This is a genomic window from Rhizobium sp. J15 (genome assembly GCF_002531825.1).
Classification (GTDB): Bacteria; Pseudomonadota; Alphaproteobacteria; order Rhizobiales; family Rhizobiaceae; genus Rhizobium.
Genome location: NZ_NWSX01000024.1, coordinates 1 through 18,338, shown reverse-complemented (window position 1 = coordinate 18,338; position 18,338 = coordinate 1). Strand labels below are relative to the sequence as shown.

16 protein-coding genes are annotated in these 18,338 nt (G+C 60.0%); 12 read left to right on the top strand and 4 right to left on the bottom strand.

Features of this window, described 5'->3' with window-relative positions:
• Positions 1 to 17: 17 nt before the first annotated feature.
• Positions 18 to 839 (bottom strand): pyruvate, water dikinase regulatory protein, encoded by an 822-nt coding sequence (locus CO670_RS19965; RefSeq protein ID WP_097591848.1) that lies wholly within the window; start codon positions 837 to 839, stop codon positions 18 to 20.
• On the opposite strand from CO670_RS19965, the gene CO670_RS19960 reads away from it, so the two are divergent.
• The 9 genes from CO670_RS19960 to CO670_RS19920 all read left to right on the top strand — a co-directional run bounded on the left by CO670_RS19960 (position 807) and on the right by CO670_RS19920 (position 10,008).
• Positions 807 to 1,166, top strand: coding sequence for a hypothetical protein (locus tag CO670_RS19960; RefSeq protein ID WP_245425908.1), 360 nt, complete (start codon positions 807 to 809; stop codon positions 1,164 to 1,166). The two genes, CO670_RS19965 and CO670_RS19960, sit on opposite strands and share 33 nt — an antisense overlap.
• Before the next feature lie 73 nt (positions 1,167 to 1,239).
• Complete coding sequence (gene hemE, locus CO670_RS19955) at positions 1,240 to 2,271, top strand: uroporphyrinogen decarboxylase (RefSeq protein WP_097591847.1); 1,032 nt, start codon at positions 1,240 to 1,242, stop codon at positions 2,269 to 2,271.
• 2 nt (positions 2,272 to 2,273) lie between these two features.
• A complete protein-coding gene (hemJ, locus tag CO670_RS19950) occupies positions 2,274 to 2,810 on the top strand; it encodes a protoporphyrinogen oxidase HemJ (RefSeq protein ID WP_097591846.1) in 537 nt (178 codons plus the stop codon).
• A gap of 199 nt (positions 2,811 to 3,009) precedes the next feature.
• Complete coding sequence (gene rho, locus CO670_RS19945) at positions 3,010 to 4,275, top strand: transcription termination factor Rho (RefSeq protein ID WP_097591845.1); 1,266 nt, start codon at positions 3,010 to 3,012, stop codon at positions 4,273 to 4,275.
• A gap of 101 nt (positions 4,276 to 4,376) precedes the next feature.
• The gene (mnmE, locus tag CO670_RS19940) at positions 4,377 to 5,696 is read left to right on the top strand and encodes a tRNA uridine-5-carboxymethylaminomethyl(34) synthesis GTPase MnmE (protein ID WP_097591844.1); all 1,320 of its coding nucleotides are present in this window, start codon (positions 4,377 to 4,379) and stop codon (positions 5,694 to 5,696) included.
• 72 nt (positions 5,697 to 5,768) lie between these two features.
• A complete protein-coding gene (mnmG, locus tag CO670_RS19935; protein WP_097591843.1) occupies positions 5,769 to 7,646 on the top strand; it encodes a tRNA uridine-5-carboxymethylaminomethyl(34) synthesis enzyme MnmG in 1,878 nt (625 codons plus the stop codon).
• 24 nt (positions 7,647 to 7,670) lie between these two features.
• Entirely contained in the window at positions 7,671 to 8,288 is a 618-nt protein-coding gene (rsmG, locus tag CO670_RS19930) for a 16S rRNA (guanine(527)-N(7))-methyltransferase RsmG (protein ID WP_097591842.1), read from the top strand.
• A gap of 19 nt (positions 8,289 to 8,307) precedes the next feature.
• Positions 8,308 to 9,102, top strand: coding sequence for a ParA family protein (locus CO670_RS19925; RefSeq protein ID WP_088689044.1), 795 nt, complete (start codon positions 8,308 to 8,310; stop codon positions 9,100 to 9,102).
• 24 nt (positions 9,103 to 9,126) lie between these two features.
• Entirely contained in the window at positions 9,127 to 10,008 is an 882-nt protein-coding gene (locus CO670_RS19920; protein WP_088689045.1) for a ParB/RepB/Spo0J family partition protein, read from the top strand.
• Here CO670_RS19920 and holA read toward each other — a convergent pair whose 3' ends face one another.
• Genes holA through leuS form a run of 3 tightly spaced genes read right to left on the bottom strand, consistent with a single transcriptional unit; the run spans position 10,009 to position 14,201 of the window.
• The gene (holA, locus tag CO670_RS19915; RefSeq protein WP_097591841.1) at positions 10,009 to 11,049 is read right to left on the bottom strand and encodes a DNA polymerase III subunit delta; all 1,041 of its coding nucleotides are present in this window, start codon (positions 11,047 to 11,049) and stop codon (positions 10,009 to 10,011) included.
• Positions 11,050 to 11,059: 10 nt separating this feature from the next.
• Entirely contained in the window at positions 11,060 to 11,581 is a 522-nt protein-coding gene (gene lptE, locus CO670_RS19910) for an LPS assembly lipoprotein LptE (protein WP_097591840.1), read from the bottom strand.
• The gene (leuS, locus tag CO670_RS19905; protein ID WP_097591839.1) at positions 11,571 to 14,201 is read right to left on the bottom strand and encodes a leucine--tRNA ligase; all 2,631 of its coding nucleotides are present in this window, start codon (positions 14,199 to 14,201) and stop codon (positions 11,571 to 11,573) included. Before leuS ends, lptE begins: the two co-directional genes overlap by 11 nt.
• Before the next feature lie 201 nt (positions 14,202 to 14,402).
• On the opposite strand from leuS, the gene CO670_RS19900 reads away from it, so the two are divergent.
• The 3 genes from CO670_RS19900 to CO670_RS19890 all read left to right on the top strand — a co-directional run bounded on the left by CO670_RS19900 (position 14,403) and on the right by CO670_RS19890 (position 18,259).
• Entirely contained in the window at positions 14,403 to 15,062 is a 660-nt protein-coding gene (locus CO670_RS19900) for a YggS family pyridoxal phosphate-dependent enzyme (protein WP_097591838.1), read from the top strand.
• A gap of 196 nt (positions 15,063 to 15,258) precedes the next feature.
• Positions 15,259 to 17,169, top strand: a complete 1,911-nt coding sequence (locus CO670_RS19895) for a propionyl-CoA synthetase (protein ID WP_097591837.1) — start codon at positions 15,259 to 15,261, stop codon at positions 17,167 to 17,169.
• A 154-nt stretch (positions 17,170 to 17,323) separates the two neighbouring features.
• Positions 17,324 to 18,259, top strand: coding sequence for a flagellin (locus CO670_RS19890; RefSeq protein ID WP_097591836.1), 936 nt, complete (start codon positions 17,324 to 17,326; stop codon positions 18,257 to 18,259).
• The last annotated feature ends 79 nt before the right edge of the window (positions 18,260 to 18,338 follow it).

Here is an 18,338-nt window from a genome sequence, read left to right as displayed (position 1 = left end):
CAGCGTTTCGTCAGCGCTTAGCGCAGCTTCGGGCGCAGGGCAACAATGGCCGCCGCCGTTTCCTCGATCGAGCGGCGCGTCACGTCGATCAGCGGCCAGCCGTGGCGGGCGCAGAGCGAGCGGGCATATTTCAATTCCTCGGAGATCGCGGCGCGATCAGTATAGTGTTCCCGGTCGAAACCCTGCGTCGTCCCGAGGATGCGGTTTTCCCGCACCTGGGAAATGCGGTCGGTGGTGGCGATGAGGCAGACGATCACCGGTTTCGTTGCGGCAAAGAGGCTCTCCGGCAAGGGCACGCCATAGACGATCGGGATGTTCGCCGTCTTGATGCCTCTGTTGGCGAGATAGATGCTGGTCGGCGTTTTCGAAGTGCGGCTGATCCCGATGATGACCACGTCGGCGTCATTATAGTCATCCGGCATCTGGCCGTCGTCATGGTCCATGGTGAAATTCAGCGCCTCGATACGCGCGAAATAGCCGGCGTTCATGACGTGCTGGGCTCCGACCCGGCGGCGCGACGGCGCGCCGAGATAGATCTGGAACGCATTCATCACCGGCTCCAGCACATTGACCGAGGCAACGCCCATTTCGGCGCAGCGCTCGTCGATGAGGCTCGCGAGCTCGCGGTCGACGATCGTGTAAAGCACGATGCCGGGGGTTTCGTCGATCGCCTGCAGAACCGGCAACAGCTGCTTGCGATTGCGGATCAGGGGATAGACGTGTTCGATCGGCTGAGCGGATCTGAACTGGGCCGATGCGGCGCGGCCGGCGGAGATGAGAGTCTCCCCGGTTGAGTCAGAAATCAGATGCAGATGAAAGAAGTTCGTTCTGTTCTCCACGCTATTTTCCGCTGCCTGTTGAAAAGACTGGATGATGGGGAGCTAAGGCGCCGGGGCGGCCTCGGCTTCGGGAAAACATGCCTCCTTATCCACACTACGAATTTTGCAAACCGGTTTCATCGGACCCTGTGGACGATGGGGAGGAACACGACTTCCTTAGAGCAGGTCCACAGCTTATCCACAAGCCAGCAGAAAATCATTCATTCGGAAGCGACTGGAATCACTTTCGGATTCGGCTTCTCCTCGAAATTTGAGCGCAGCCGGAAAATCCTTGCCATGTTCTTTGCCGGTGCGCGACAAATGGCATCGGCGGTGGATGGATTTTAATCCTTGATAGACACCGACTCTAAGAAATAGAAACCTTTTAAAATATCTTTGATTTTTTATAGGGAAGAAGCGCTTGAGCGAAACGCGCCGAAAGATCATGAGGGTTCTCGATGGCGAAAGCCTCTCCCCTCCTCCTCTCTGGCTGATGCGGCAGGCCGGACGTTACCTTCCGGAATATAGAGAGACGCGGGCAAAGGCCGGGAGCTTTCTCGATCTCTGCTACACGCCCGATTATGCCGTTGAAGTGACATTGCAGCCGATCCGCCGCTATGGCTTCGATGCGGCCATCCTGTTTTCCGACATTCTCGTCATTCCCGATGCGATGAAACGAAACGTTCGCTTCACCGAGGGGCATGGTCCTGAGATGGATCCGATCGATGAAGCGGGCATCGGCAGGCTGAACGGCGAAGAGGTTGTCGATTATCTCCACCCGGTTCTGGAGACGGTGCGGCGGCTGCGCAGCGAGCTGCCCGATGAGACGACCCTGCTTGGCTTCTGCGGCGCGCCCTGGACTGTTGCGACCTATATGATCGCGGGTCATGGAACGCCCGATCAAGCCCCTGCCCGTCTCTTCGCCTACAAGCATCCGCGCGCTTTCGAGCATCTGCTGATGCTGCTGGCGGATGTGTCGGCCGGTTATCTCGTCGCGCAGATCGATGCCGGCGCCGATGCCGTGCAGATCTTCGATTCCTGGGCCGGCGTTCTCGGCGAAAAGGAATTCGAGGCTTTCGCGATCCGGCCTATCGCCCGGATGATCGCTTCGATAAGGTCGCGGCGGCCGCATGCCCGCATCATCGCCTTTGCCAAAGGCGCAGGCTACCAGCTGAAGACCTATCGTCAGAAGACGGGTGCGGATGCGATCGGCCTCGATTGGTCGGTGCCATTGGCCTTTGCCGCCGAACTTCAGAAGGATGGGCCGGTTCAGGGCAATCTCGATCCGATGCGAGTCGTTGCCGGCGGCAAGGCTTTGGAAGAAGGCATAGACGATATTCTCCAGCATCTCGGCAATGGGCCGCTGATCTTCAATCTGGGTCACGGCATCACACCGCAGGCCGACCCCGAACATGTGCGCGTGCTGGTCGACCGCGTGCGAGGTCTGACGTGACGATGGAGAAGCAGACGGATCGGAGGCCGGGCGCCTATGCCCGGCGCCGCGCGCATTTTGCGCTGGCCTTCTTCGCGCTGCTGGCGATCGGGCTCTTCGCCTGGAACCCGGACAATCTCTATCTCTGGATCAAGGCGCTCCACATCATCGCGGTGATCTCCTGGATGGCCGGATTGTTTTATATGCCGCGGCTGTTCATCTACCATACAGATGCCGAACCGGGTTCGGTGCAGTCGGAAACCTTCAAGGTGATGGAGCGCCGGCTGCTTCGGATCATCATGACGCCGGCAATGATGCTGACCTGGATTTTTGGTCTCTATCTCGCCTGGTCGGTTTATGGTTTTCAGGGCGGCTGGCTGCACGCGAAGATCGGTCTGGTCGTGCTTCTGACCGGTGTCCATATGTTCTTCAGCCGCGCCGTAAGGGCTTTCGAGCGGGATGAAAATCGCCGTTCCGCCCGCTATTGGCGGTTCATGAACGAGGCGCCGACGCTGCTGATGATCCTGATCGTGATCCTCGTCGTGGTGAAGCCATTTTGAGGCAAATCATCCCTCAGGTTAAATTTGCTTCATTTTAAGCAGCCCCCTTGCGGCGGCGATAACGAGTCGCTATTTTCCGCGCATCTCATCTACGTGGCATGTGTGTAGAGTTCAGTCGTCTGCGAGCCCCTTTCGCAGTACCGAATACGACCCAACATCGCCTTTCCCCTTCAAAATTGAAAAGAGCATTGGTCACTTCATGGCTGAAATGAAGCTTCAGGAACTTAAGAGTAAATCCCCGACGGATCTTCTGGCTTTCGCCGAGTCGCTCGAGGTCGAGAATGCAAGCACGATGCGCAAGCAGGAACTGATGTTTGCGATTCTCAAGATGCTTGCCAGCCAGGATGTGGAAATCATCGGCGAAGGGGTCGTCGAAGTGCTGCAGGACGGTTTCGGCTTCCTGCGTTCCGCCAATGCCAATTACCTGCCGGGTCCCGACGACATTTATATTTCTCCGTCGCAGATCCGCCGGTTCTCGCTGAAGACAGGCGATACGGTCGAAGGGCCCATCCGCGGACCGAAGGAAGGCGAACGCTATTTCGCGCTGCTGAAGGTCAACACCATCAATTTCGACGATCCGGAAAAGATCCGTCACAAGGTCCATTTCGACAATCTGACGCCGCTCTATCCGAACGAGCGCTTCAAGATGGAACTGGATGTTCCGACCTCCAAGGATCTGTCGCCGCGCGTGATCGATCTGGTGGCGCCGCTCGGCAAGGGCCAGCGCGGCCTGATCGTCGCACCGCCGCGTACCGGTAAGACCGTGCTGCTGCAGAATATCGCGCATTCGATCACGGCAAACCATCCGGAATGCTATCTCATCGTTCTGCTGATCGACGAACGCCCTGAGGAAGTGACCGACATGCAGCGTTCCGTTCGCGGTGAGGTCATTTCCTCGACTTTCGACGAGCCGGCGGTGCGTCACGTTCAGGTGGCCGAAATGGTCATCGAAAAGGCGAAGCGTCTGGTCGAGCATGGACGCGACGTCGTCATCCTGCTCGATTCGATCACCCGTCTCGGCCGCGCTTACAACACCGTCGTTCCTTCTTCCGGCAAGGTTCTGACCGGCGGCGTCGACGCCAACGCGCTTCAGCGCCCGAAGCGCTTCTTCGGTGCCGCTCGCAATATTGAGGAAGGCGGTTCGCTGACAATCATCGCCACGGCGCTGATCGATACCGGCAGCCGCATGGACGAAGTCATTTTCGAAGAGTTCAAGGGCACCGGCAACTCCGAAATCGTGCTCGACCGCAAGGTCGCCGACAAGCGCATCTTCCCCGCAATGGACATCCTCAAGTCCGGCACGCGTAAGGAAGACCTGCTGGTTCCGCGCCAGGATCTGCAGAAGATCTTCGTGCTACGCCGTATCTTGGCGCCGATGGGCACGACCGACGCGATCGAATTCCTCATCGACAAGCTCAAGCAGACGAAGAACAATTCCGACTTCTTCGATTCGATGAATACGTAATCCTTAGCCGGATTCACCTACGAGAGCTGGTGGCATCGTCGTGATGCCGCCAGCTTTTCTATTTAGAGAGCCGATTCGGATTCGAACCGATAGACAGAAGCATGGCCATATCGCATGACACCATATATGCCCTCTCGAGTGGGGCGCCGCCTTCGGGTGTCTCGGTGGTTCGCATCAGCGGGCCGGCGACCAGGGACGTGCTTGTGAGCCTCATCGGCTCGGTTCCCGCCGATCGGGCGGCAGCCTATCGAACGATTCGGACTCGTAACAATGAGCCGATCGATCGCGGACTGGCGCTGTTTTTTCCCGCGCCCAACTCGTTTACGGGCGAGGACGTTGCGGAGTTGCAGATCCACGGCAGTAAAGCGGTCCTGGCTGCGTTGTTTCAGACGCTCGGTGAATTTCCCAATGTGCGGATGGCCGTCGAAGGTGAATTTTCAAGACGAGCCTTCGAAAACGGCAAGCTCGATCTTGTCGAAGTTGAGGGATTGGCCGATCTGATCGGCGCTGAAACGGAAATGCAGCGCCGCCTCGCCGTCGAACATAGTGCCGGCGGCCTTTCGGCGATTTACGATTCGTGGGCGGAACGATTAACCCGTGCGCGGGCACTGATCGAAGCGGAACTGGATTTTCCCGACGAAGACGACGTGCCGGGGTCGGTCTCGGACATGGTCTGGTCCGATATGGAGAAGCTTCGCAGCGATATCGCTGAACATCTGGGCGCTGCTTCGGCTGGGGAAATCATCAGGGACGGCTTCAAGGTGGTGATTGCCGGCGCGCCGAATGCCGGCAAGTCGAGCCTGCTGAATGCCCTGGCGCGCCGTGACGTCGCGATCGTCACCGACATCGCCGGAACGACGCGCGATGTGCTGCATCTCGATATCGATATCGATGGCTATCTGGTGAAACTCTACGATACGGCCGGCCTCCGGGAGACGGAGGACAGGGTGGAAATGGAAGGCGTGCGGCGGGCGCGTGTTGCTCTCCGTGACGCCGATCTCGTGCTGCTGCTGGTCGACATGACCAGTCCCGAGATACCTGATGACTTGGAGCCGACTTTTCCGCATGTTACTGTCGGCACGAAGAAGGACCTCATCGATATCGCCCCTGGCCGGTATGATCTGCAGATCTCCACGATGACAGGCGATGGTTTGCCGGAGCTGCGGCAGCTGATCGGCGGGATCGTCGCAGATCGTTTCGGTGGCCTGTCCATGGCGATTCCCAGCCGGCAAAGGCATAAGGATTCGCTGGCGAAATGTTTGTCGGCGCTCGACGAGGCGATTTCGCAGGTCGATGTGGATCTGGAACTGCGCACCGAGCAGCTTCGAGTTGCCGCCGACTATCTGGGCAGGATTACCGGGCGGGTGGATGTCGAGCAGCTGCTTGGGGTGATCTTCTCGGAGTTTTGTATCGGCAAATGATTCACGTGAAACCTTTCAGCCTGGACGGCTGGCAGGTTTCAGATGAAGCTACCGCCGGATTGGAGTCTTGGAATGACCGTAGATGTCTATGATGTGATCGTTATCGGCGGCGGCCATGCGGGGTCGGAGGCGGCGAGCGCGGCTGCGCGGCTTGGCGCGAAGACCGCGCTTGTTACCCACAGGCGCGACACGATCGGCGTCATGTCGTGCAATCCGGCCATTGGCGGACTTGGAAAGGGTCATCTCGTGCGCGAGATCGACGCGATGGATGGCCTGATGGGCCGGATCGCCGATGCGGCCGGCATTCAGTTCAGAATGCTGAACAAGAAGAAGGGTGCGGCCGTTCGCGGACCGCGGACGCAGGCGGATCGAAAGCTTTACCGGCTGGCGATGCTGGCCGCCATCGAAGCGACGCCGGGTCTCGACATTATCGAAGGCGATGCGTTCGATCTGGATATCGTCGATGGCCGCGTGGCGGGTGTCATCATGAAGGATGGTCGAACCTTCAAAACACCTGCGGTGGTTTTGACGACGGGCACCTTTCTTCGCGGCCTTATCCATATCGGTTCGGAAAAGACCCCGGCCGGTCGGGTCGGCGAAGCGCCTTCGATCGGACTATCCGCCACGCTGGCGCGGCTCGGCTTGCGGTTGGGGCGCTTGAAGACGGGAACGCCGGCGCGGCTGGACGGAAAGACGATCGACTGGCAATCCGTGGGCCGGCAGGGCGCCGACGAGGAGCTTGTCCCCTTCTCGTTCATGACCGATCGGATTGCGACGCCGCAGATCGACTGCGGGGTGACGAGGACCACCGAAGCGACACACAGGATTATCGTCGACAACATCATGCGGTCGGCGATGTATTCCGGCCAGATCGAGGGCGTTGGCCCGCGCTACTGCCCCTCTATCGAAGACAAGCTGGTGAAATTCGGCGAGCGGGATGGACATCAGGTCTTTCTCGAGCCGGAGGGTCTGGATGACGACACCGTTTATCCGAATGGGATTTCAACCTCCCTGCCGGCGGAGGTTCAGGCAGAATTCATCAAGACCCTTCCCGGTCTCGAAGCGGTGAGAATCCTGCAGCCGGGTTATGCCATCGAATATGACCATGTCGATCCGCGGGAGCTGACGCCGTCGCTGGAGGTCAAGCGGCTGAAGGGATTGTTCCTCGCCGGCCAGATCAACGGCACCACCGGTTATGAGGAGGCGGCCGCTCAAGGCCTGGCGGCCGGTTTAAATGCTGCATTGCACAGCAGCGATTCGGATCCGTTCCAATTCAGCCGGACGAACTCCTATATCGGTGTGATGATCGATGACCTCACCTCGCGCGGCGTTACGGAACCGTATCGAATGTTTACGTCGCGCGCCGAATATAGGCTGACATTGCGCGCGGACAATGCAGATATGCGATTGACGCCCCTGGCGATGCAGCTTGGCTGTGCGAGCGGGGAGCGTGGGGAGCGATTCACCGCCTACCAGCGGGAAATCGAGCGCGGCCGAGCTTTACTCAAATCGCTGGCCGTGACGCCGAACGAAGCGCGGCGGGCGGGCTTAAACATCAACCTCGATGGACAGCGCCGCACTGCCTATGATCTCTTGTCCTATCCGAATTACGATTTCGCCGAACTTCAGCGTGTGTGGCCCGAGACTCTCGGGGCAATCGCACCCAAGGTCGCGGAGGCGCTGGAGATCGAAGCGGGTTATTCGGTTTACCTGGATCGGCAAGCCACGGCGATTGCCGATCAACAACGAGATGAGCAGCGGCAGATCCCGCATGATTTCGACTACAGCGGTCTTTCTGGACTTTCAAACGAACTGAAGGTCAAGCTGAATGCGGCCCGTCCCGTGAATATTGCCCAGGCGTCTGTTGTTGAAGGAATGACGCCGGCGGCCATCGCGCTGCTGTTGGTGCATCTCCGTCGACTCAATTCCCCAGCGCGGCAAAACGCCTGACACAAAAGTTGAGAGTCCCTCAGAATGGAATTAAACGGTTTGCGTGTTTCACGTGAAACACAGGAGCGGCTTCGACACTTCGCCACGCTGTTCCAGAAGTGGGCAAAAACCATCAATCTGGTGGCGCCATCAACCCTTGACGATCTGTGGCACCGGCATATCGCCGATAGCAGCCAGATCTTTCAGATCCATCCGAAGCCGATCACCTGGGTTGATCTAGGAAGCGGCGGCGGTTTCCCCGGCGTCATTACCGCGATCTTTCTGGCAGAGCTGCAGGACGGATGGGTCCATTTGGTGGAAAGCAACCACAAGAAGGCGGCCTTTCTGCGGACGGCGCTGCGGGAAACGGAGGCGCGGGGAGCCGTTCACGCCATTCGAATCGAGGATGCCCCTGCGGAAATAGGCGAATGCGGAGCGATCTCCGCACGCGCGCTGACCGATCTCGACGGGCTGATCGGCTATTCCGCGCCCTGGATGCTGTCGCAAGAAAATTGTCACGGCTTTTTTCACAAAGGCCGGGATTACCTGAGGGAAATCGAGAAAGCGCGTGGTCGCTGGGAATTCGATCTGCTAGAACATAAGAGCGCCGTTGAGCAGGGATCTGTTATTTTGGAAGTATCGAATCTCCGGCGCTTGGTTTAACAAATCGGATATTGCGGCAATGGCTGGCGAACGACATCGGATAATCACCATCGCAAATCAGAAGGGTGGTGTCGGCAAGACGACCACTGCAATCAACCTGGCAACTGCGCTTGCCGCCATTGGCGAACGGGTCTTGATCGTCGATCTCGACCCGCAGGGCAATGCCAGCACCGGCCTCGGCATTGATCGCCGCAACCGCAAACTTTCCTCCTATGACCTGATGATCGGCGATCACGGTATCAGTGAAGTAACGCTGGAAACCGCTGTGCCCAACCTGTTCATCGTTCCCTCGACGATGGATCTGCTCGGGGTCGAAATGGAGATCGCGCAGGAAAGCGATCGTGTCTTCAAATTGCGTAAGGCGCTATCGTCGCCGGAAGCGATGGCCTTTTCCTATATTCTTCTGGATTGCCCGCCATCGTTCAATCTGCTGACCATGAATGCCATGGCGGCCGCCCATTCGGTGTTGGTGCCGCTGCAATGCGAGTTTTTCGCGCTGGAAGGATTGAGCCAGTTGCTTGAGACCGTCAGCCAGGTTCGCCGAACCGTCAATCCGCGACTGGATATCCAGGGCATCGTGCTGACGATGTTCGACGCGCGCAACAACCTCGCCCAGCAGGTCGTCAATGACGTGCGCACGCATCTCGGCGAGAAGGTTTATCATACGCTCATCCCGCGCAATGTGCGGGTTTCGGAGGCGCCGTCCTACGGCAAGCCTGCTATTCTCTATGATCTGAAATGTGCGGGCAGCCAGGCCTATCTGCAGCTGGCCTCGGAGGTTATCCAGCGCGAACGCCAAAGACTGGCTGCCTGATATTATTGCATAAGGATCTAAGTCATGAATGACGATGTATCGAAAAGACGTTTGGGCCGCGGCCTTGCGGCGCTGATCGGCGAAATGGATCAGCCTGTTCCAGTCGAAGCTGACCGGGCTGTCAGTGCCGATAGGATGATCCCGATCGAGTTCGTCAGCCGTAACCCGCGCAACCCTCGCCGTTTCTTCGACGATACCGAGCTGCACGATCTCGCCAGTTCGATTCGCCAGCATGGCATCGTGCAGCCCATCGTCGTGCGGACGATGGGTCGGGATCAGTATGAAATCATTGCCGGCGAGCGGCGCTGGCGCGCCGCCCAGCTTGCCGGGCTGATCGAGATTCCGGTCATTATCCGTGACGTCGATGACAAGACCGCGCTGGAAATCGCGATCGTCGAAAATGTCCAGCGGGCGGATCTCAATCCGCTCGAAGAGGCTTTGGGCTACGAGCAGCTCATCGCTGAATATGGCTATACCCAGAACGACCTCGGCGAAATCATCGGCAAGAGCCGCAGCCACGTTGCCAATTCATTGCGGCTTTTGAAGCTGCCGGATCCGGTGCGCGATCTGCTTGCCGCCGGTAGCCTGTCGGCCGGGCATGCGCGTGCGCTTGTTTCGACGCCGGATCCCGCCAGCCTTGCCCGAACCATCGTCGCCAAGGGCATGTCGGTGCGCGATGCGGAAAAACTGGCGCAGAATAACATCAAGGCGCAGTCGGAGCCGCAGCAGCCGGCCTTGCGGCGGGATCAGAAGGATTCCGACACGCTGGCCCTGGAAAGAACATTGTCCGATGCGCTTGGTCTTGAGGTTTCGATCAATCACAAGACCAGCGGTGGCCAGATCAAGATTTCCTACAAATCGCTGGAGCAGCTCGAAGAGATCTGCCGCCTGCTCGAGCGGCGCTAATCAAGCTGACTTACGGCCCGATTGCAGGGTGGTGGAGAGAAGCGTCTGCATGGCGACGCTGTCTTCCAGCACTTGGCGCCGCCGGCTCTGCAGGATAGCGGCCTGCAAGCGGTTCGATTCACGGGCAATGCTTTCCGCGCTCCAGTGACGCAGCGCCTGCTCGATGATCGGCTTGCGGCGGAAATGCAAATGGCGGCCCATTGTCTGCATGATCTGAGGCGCTTGAATTCGTTTCTCTTCCATTTCGGCGCGCATCGTATCGAGAAGCTGAAATTGCTTCAGGCATGCCTGAAGTACGAGGAAAATCGCTGTCTTCGAGCTGCTGATCTTCTGCATAGCGTGCAAAAAGGCGTTCAGATCGCCGCTAAGGATTGCGTCCACCGCGTCGTCAACCGAGATGGCACTGGCATCGCCGATTATTTCGGTAACGTGATGTTCTTCAATGGTATCTAGACCGCGGCAGTAGAGCGCAAGCTTGCGCACTTCGTTGCGGGAGGCGATGCGATCGCCGCCGATCAACGCGACCAACGCCTGGCGCGCGGCTGGCGTAATGCCGACCTTTTCCGCGCCGAGTTCTGCATCGATTAATCCGTTGAGAGCGCGGCTGTCGTCGGCATAGGAGGGGATCGTCATGATCGCTCGGGCGGCTTCCGCCGCCTTGCGAAGCAGTGATCCCTTCTTGAGATCGCCGGCTTCGACGATCAGATGGGCGGCTTCGAGCGGCTTTTCGGCCAGCAGCGCCAATGAATCGACCAGGTATTTTTCGTTGGCGGCGCCGCGAATCCAGATCAGTTTCTCGCCGCCGAACAGGCCGATGGACTGGGCTTCGTCAACCAACCTGCCGGGATCCTTCTGTAGATCGCCGATATCGAGCTTCGTCAGCGAGAAAGGATCGTCGAGGGCAACACCGGTCTTGCCGGCGAGCTGGCTTGCGCGTTCGGAGACGAGACCGCGGTCCGGCCCGTAAATGACGAAGATCCGGTAGTTCCGCGCCGATTTCTGCAGAAAGTTTTCGAATTCGTGGGACTTTATCTCAGCCACATCTCCGCCCTCAACGGCTGAGGGCGGCGGCGATATCGGCTCCTACGAATTCTGCCGCCTGATCCGCCGCGCGGTTTTCGGCGTCACGAATCGCCCGTTGCTTGGCGAATTCCTGCTCGGAGAAGTCCACCAGCGCGGTTGCCTGGCGGCTGCCGGCCTTGATGACATGATTGTCGGAGGTCGCACGCAGCGTATAGGTGACGTTGACGGTCACGCGGCCGGCTCGCGACGTGTCGGAGGATTCGACGAGCAGCGTATCGGCAACGGCCGAGGTGGCGTGCATCTCGACTTCATATTGTGGATTGGCCGCTTCGCCGGCACCGCGTGACGCCAGGAAGATCAGGCGGTTGCGCACCTGCTGCTCGACCCGGCTGCCCGCCTCGGAAAAGCCGACCGAAGACAGCTTTTCGACCACGCCGGACTGCTCGGAATAAAGCGGCCGGACTTGGCAGGCCGAAAGAAAAGCCGAGGCGGCAAGGATCATGGCGATGCCGGCATTGCGGGCCAGCTTGCAAGCGATATCAGACGACAATGTTCACAATCCTTTGGGGAACCACGATGATCTTCTTCGGTGCCTGCCCGTTCAGCGCATTCTTCACCGCATCCAGATCCAGCACGGCGTTGGTGACGGCATTCTGATCTGCGTCGCGAGAAATTGTCAATTCAGCGCGCTTCTTGCCGTTGATCTGCACGGGCAGAACGACGTCGTTTTCCATCACCAGCGTTTCGTCGTAACGCGGCCAGTCCGTACGGGCGAGAAGCCCATCATTGCCGAGCGCGGCCCAGCATTCTTCGGCCAGATGCGGCGTCATCGGCGCGACGATCTGGATCAGGATTTCGGCGGCGTCACGCACGGCCGCGCGATAGGCGGCATCGCCCTCGCCTGCCGCAACCCTCGTCAGCGGCGCAGCGAGCGCATTGACGAGCTCATAGATGCGGGCGACGGCCTTGTTGAACCAGAGCTTGTCATAGTCGTTCTGAACGGCCTTCAGCGTCTTGTGGGCCGCCTGTGAGATCGCCAGCGCCTCGCCTTCGGTTGCCGGCACGGGTGTCACGGCCGACAAGGCTTCCGCGGCTTCGGAAATCAGCCGCCACAGGCGCTGGGTGAAGCGATGAGCGCCTTCGACGCCGGCTTCCGACCAGATGACGTCGCGCTCCGGCGGAGAGTCGGACAGCACGAAGAAACGGGCGGTATCGGCCCCGTAAGAGGCAATGATATCGTCCGGATCGACAACGTTCTTCTTCGACTTCGACATTTTCTCGATCGAGCCGATGGCGATCTCCTCGCCTGAGGTCAGCAGGAAGGCGCGGCGTTTGCCGTCGAGCTCCTCGATGCGGATATCGGCGGGGGCCACCCACTCGCGGCCGGCGCCGGCGCCACGGCTATAGGTCTCGTGGACCACCATGCCCTGGGTGAAGAGTCCTTTGAAAGGCTCACTCGCCGCGACATGGCCGGTCTCGCGCATGGCGCGGGTGAAGAAGCGGGAATAGAGCAGATGCAGGATCGCATGCTCGATGCCTCCGATATACTGATCGACCGGCAGCCAACGGTTAGCCGCCTCAGGATCTGTGGGCTTGCCTTCCCACGGCGCGGTGAAGCGGGTGAAATACCAGCTCGAATCGACGAAGGTATCCATCGTATCCGTCTCGCGGCGCGCGTCCTTGCCGCAATGCGGGCAGGCGACGTGGCGCCACGTCGGATGACGGTCGAGCGGGTTGCCGGGCTGGTCGAAGGTGACGTCCTCCGGTAGCTTAACCGGCAGGTCCTTCTTCGGCACCGGCACGACGCCGCAGGCATCGCAATGGATGACCGGGATCGGGCAGCCCCAATAGCGCTGACGCGAAATGCCCCAGTCGCGCAGGCGGAAATTGATCTTGCGTTCGCCCTGCGGCGTGTTGCCGAGGGAAGCGGCCGACAGCCGGTCGGCAACGATATTGAAGGCCTCTTCCGTCGTCTTGCCGTCGAGGAAGCGCGAATTGATCATCACGCCATCGCCGTCATAGGCGGTATCGCCGACGGAAAAGCTCGCAGCGTCGCCGTCGCTCGGCATGACGACTGTTACAACCGGCAGGCCGTATTTCCGGGCGAAATCGAGGTCGCGCTGATCGCCGGAGGGGCAGCCGAAGATCGCCCCCGTGCCGTAATCCATCAGCACGAAATTGGCGATATAGACGGGCAGCTCCCAAGAGGGATCGAGCGGATGGCGGACGCGGATGCCGGTGTCGAGGCCCTTCTTTTCGGCGGTCTCGAGCGCAGCGAGCGAGGTGCCGGCGCGGCGGCATTCCTCGCAGAAGGCCTCGATCTCGGCGTTCTTGGCGGCGGCATCCTTGGCCAGCGGATGATCGGCGGCGATCGCCAGGAAGGAAGCGCCGAAGAGCGTGTCCGGACGGGTCGTATAGACGGTAATCTCCGTCTCCCCGGCCGGCGCCGTTTCCGGCACGATCTCCCAGCGGATCGTCAGACCTTCCGAACGGCCGATCCAGTTCTTCTGCATCAGGCGGACTTTTTCCGGCCACTGGTCGAGCGTATCCAGCGCGTCCAGCAGGTCCTGGCTGAAATCGGTGATCTTGAAGAACCACTGCGTCAGCTCACGCTGTTCGACCAGCGCGCCGGACCGCCAGCCGCGGCCGTCGATCACCTGTTCGTTGGCGAGCACGGTATTGTCGACCGGATCCCAGTTCACCTTCGACTGCTTGCGGTAGACCAGACCCTTCTCCAGGAAATCCACGAACAGATGCTGCTGGTGCTGGTAATATTCGACGTCGCAGGTGGCGAATTCGCGGCTCCAGTCCAGCGAAAGTCCCATGGCCTTCAGCTGCGCCTTCATCGAGGCGATGTTCTGGTAGGTCCAGGAGGCCGGATGGACGCCGCGTTCCATGGCGGCGTTTTCGGCCGGCATGCCGAAGGCGTCCCAGCCCATCGGATGCAGGACGTTATAGCCGCGGGCGCGCTTGTAGCGGGCGACGACATCGCCCATGGCGTAATTGCGGACATGGCCCATGTGAATGCGCCCCGAGGGATAGGGGAACATTTCGAGGACGTAATATTTTTCGCGCGGATCTGAATTGTCGGTTTCGAAGACCTTGTCTTCGTTCCATTTCTGCTGCCAGCGGGGCTCGGCATCGCGCGGATTATAACGTTCGGTGGCCATCGTATTCGAAATTCCGGAAAATCAGGGGAGGTTGGTCGAGACCTTCACCATGAAACCACGGTAGCGTCAAGTTTTGCAGGCGCTGCAAGCGTCCGATCTTCATGAGGCGCAAGCGATTTCGCGAAAGCGGGTCTTGGCAAGCACAGAATGGCTGGCTAGTTCATTGCCATTCTTTTCACTGAGATGTGTCGAGGCAGAACGATGGAACTTCAAGAGCGGTTGAACGACGTGCGCTCGCGGATCGCGGCCGGAGAACGCCAGGCAGGCCGCCCCGCTGGTTCCGTTCAGCTCGTCGCCGTGTCGAAGACATTCGAGGCGGAGGCGATCCGCCCGGCGATCGACGCCGGGCAGCGGGTCTTCGGCGAAAACCGGGTGCAGGAAAGCCAGGGCAAGTGGCCAGCGCTGAAGGCCGAGCATCCCGATATCGAACTGCATCTGATCGGGCCGCTGCAATCGAACAAGGCGGCGGATGCCGTGGCGCTTTTCGATGTCATCGAGACCGTCGACCGGGAAAAGATCGCCCGCGCCCTGGCCGAGGAAATGAAGCGCCAAGGCAAGACGCCCCGGCTCTATATTCAGGTCAATACCGGCCTCGAACCGCAGAAGGCGGGCATCGCTCCGGAGGAGACGCCGGCCTTCGTCACGCTCTGCCGCGATGAACTCGGCCTGTCCATCGAGGGGTTGATGTGCATTCCGCCGGCCGAGGAAAATCCGGGGCCGCATTTTGCGCTTCTGGCGAAGCTCGCCCTGAAATGCGGCTTTGAAAAACTCTCCATGGGCATGTCCGGCGACTACGAGACGGCGATCGCCTTCGGCGCCACCAGCGTGCGTGTCGGATCGGCGATTTTCGGCGCGCGCTGATACTCTGCTTTGGTCGGGCTTCCCGTTCCCCTCGCCGCTGCCTAGAACGGGATGATTTTAGGCCGAGTCGGCCTAAAATCTGAATCCCGTTCTAAATTAAAGAGTTAGAGCATGATGTCGTCCGAAAACCGCTCACACTTTTCGGCATCATGCTCTAGATTGATATCGAGGCTTTGCATATCCTGGGGAGGAGCAGATGCAGAACGGCTATCATCAGGTCTATGCGGCCTGGAAACGCGATCCCGAAGCCTTCTGGCGGGAAGCCGCCGCCGATATCGACTGGTTCAAGCCGCCGGAGCGCATATTTTCGCCGGATGACGGCGTCTATGGCCGCTGGTTTTCGGGGGCCGAAACCAATACCTGCCATAATTGTCTGGACCGGCACGTGGCCGCCGGACGCGGCAGCGAGACGGCGATCCTCTTCGACAGCGCGATGACCGGCGAGAAACGCCGTTTCACCTATGACGAGGCGCTTGCCGAGGTGAAGGCGATCGCAGCGACGCTGCTCGAGTTCGGCATCGGCAAGGGCGACCGTGTGATCCTCTATATGCCGATGGTGCCGCAGGCGGTGTTTTCCATGCTCGCCTGCGCCCGCATCGGCGCTGTCCATTCCGTCGTTTTCGGCGGCTTCGCCGCCAGCGAGCTTGCGGCGCGCATCGACGACAGCGGAGCCAAGCTGGTGATCACCGCGAGCTGCGGGCTCGAGCCCGGCCGCATCGTTGCCTACAAGCCCCTGGTCGATCAGGCAATCGAGATCGCGCAAGCGAAGCCCGGGCACTGCCTGGTGCTGCAGCGGCCCGAGCTTCGGGCAGATCTCGTCAGCGGCCGCGATCAGGATTTCGAGGCAGCGGTGGCGCGCCACCGCGGCGCCGAGATTGCCTGCGTTTCCGTCAAGGCGACCGACCCGCTCTACATTCTCTACACGTCGGGTACGACGGGGCAGCCGAAGGGCGTCGTGCGCGACAATGGCGGCCATATGGTCGCACTCAGCTGGTCGATGCGGAATATCTACGGCTTGAGGCCGGGCGAAGTCTTCTGGACGGCTTCCGATATCGGCTGGGTCGTCGGGCATTCCTATATCGTCTATGCCCCGCTGATTGCGGGCGTGACGGCGCTGATCTTCGAGGGAAAGCCTGTGGGGACTCCGGATGCCGGCGCATTCTGGCGGATCGTCTCGGAATACAAGGTGCGCGTTCTCTTTACAGCGCCGACCGCATTCCGGGCCATCCGGCGGGAGGATGGCGCGGGCGAACTGCTGCGGAAATATTCCATGCCGGATTTCCGGGCGCTGTTTCTCGCCGGCGAGAGGGCGGATCCGGAGACGCTGAAATGGGCGGAGCGCATGCTCGGCGTGCCCGTGATCGATCACTGGTGGCAGACGGAGACCGGCTGGCCGATCGCCGCGAACCCGCTCGGTCTCGGCGCCCTCCCCGTCAAACACGGCTCGCCGACGCTGCCGATGCCCGGCTACGACATCGCGGTGCTCGACGATGCCGGCCATCCGGTCGAGGCGGGAACGCTCGGCAACATCGTCATAAAGCTTCCCTTGCCACCGGGCTGCCTGCCGACCCTGTGGAAGGCCGACGACCGTTTTCGGTCGGCCTATCTCGACGAGTTTCCGGGTTCCTACAAGACGGCCGATGCCGGCTATGTCGATGAGGACGGCTATGTCTTCATCATGTCGCGCACCGACGACATCATCAATTGCGCCGGCCATCGGCTCTCGACCGGAGCGATGGAGGAGGTCTGCGCGCGCCATCCCGATGTCGCCGAATGCGCCGTCATCGGCGTGAACGACGTGCTGAAGGGGCAGGCGCCCTGCGGTTTCCTGGTGCTGAAACGAGATGTTTCCCGTGAAACCGCGGTGATCGAATCAGAGGTGGTGGCGATGATTCGCGAATCGATCGGGCCTGTTGCGGCCTTCAAAACGGCCATCACCGTTAACCGATTGCCGAAGACGCGCTCCGGAAAAATTCTGCGTGGCACGATGCAGAAAATCGCCGACGGCATACCGTGGAAAATGCCTGCGACCATTGATGATCCGGCGATTTTGGAGGAGATCGCCGAGGCGTTGCGCAAGCGCGGTTTCGGCTCCCTGCCGATGTGAAATTAAGCATTCCGAAAGTCTAATTGAGAAATTGTTAACCATGTTGCGCAAGGATTTGTTAACGGCAAAGGCTTGCACAGCAGGCTTTGCATGACGCGGTCGCCGTTACCGGCTTAGTCCGGAATGCCCTTTCTCAACGATTGTGGAACGGATCATGACAAGCATCCTCACGAACAACGCTGCCATGGCAGCGCTGCAGACTTTGCGTGGTGTAAACGATAGCCTCAAGGACACCCAGGGTCGCGTTTCCTCGGGTTATCGTGTGGAGAAGGCGGCCGACAATGCCGCCTACTGGTCGATCGCAACGACCATGCGTTCGGACAACAAGGCGCTTTCGGCCGTCTCCGATGCCCTCGGTCTTGGCGCGGCCAAGGTCGATACCGCCTATGCGGCCATGGACAGCGCGCTCGATGTCGTCAGCGAAATCAAGGCGAAGATCGTCGCCGCCACAGAAAAAGGCGTCGACAAGACCAAGATCCAGCAGGAACTCGACCAGCTGCAGGAGCAGCTCCTGAGCATCGCTCAGTCGGCTTCCTTCTCCGGTGAAAACTGGGTCGCCGGTGCTTCCGGCACGAAGAGCGTCGTCTCCTCCTTCGTCCGCGACGGCAGCAATGCGGTTTCGGTGAAGATGACGGATTACGTGCTGAACTCGGGCACTCTCGGAAACGTGCTCTTCGGCATGACCTCCACCGGTGCGATCGAGACCACCAGCGGCATCATCGGAACCGCCTTCAACGGGACCTATGGCGGCACGGTCATCGTCATGCCGTCGATCTATGCGCTCGACATCACCAATTTCACCCAGGGTCAGCTGGATTCGGCTCTGACCGGCATCGAACTGGTGCTCGGCGCCATGACCGCGGCCGGCTCGGCTCTGGGTTCGATCTCGACCCGTATCCAGCTGCAGGAGACTTTCGTCAGCGGTCTTCACGATTCCATCGACTCGGGCATCGGCCGCCTGGTCGATGCCGATATGGAAGAGGAATCGAGCAAGCTCTCTGCATTGCAGACGCAGCAGCAGCTTGGCATCCAGTCGCTTTCGATCGCCAATAGCTCGGCACAGAACATCCTCACCCTGTTCCGCAGCTGATCCGGGACGGGCGATCCCCAATAAAAAACCCCGCCGGGAGGTTGAACTGACCCCGTAAAGTTGGACGGTTTATTGGCTG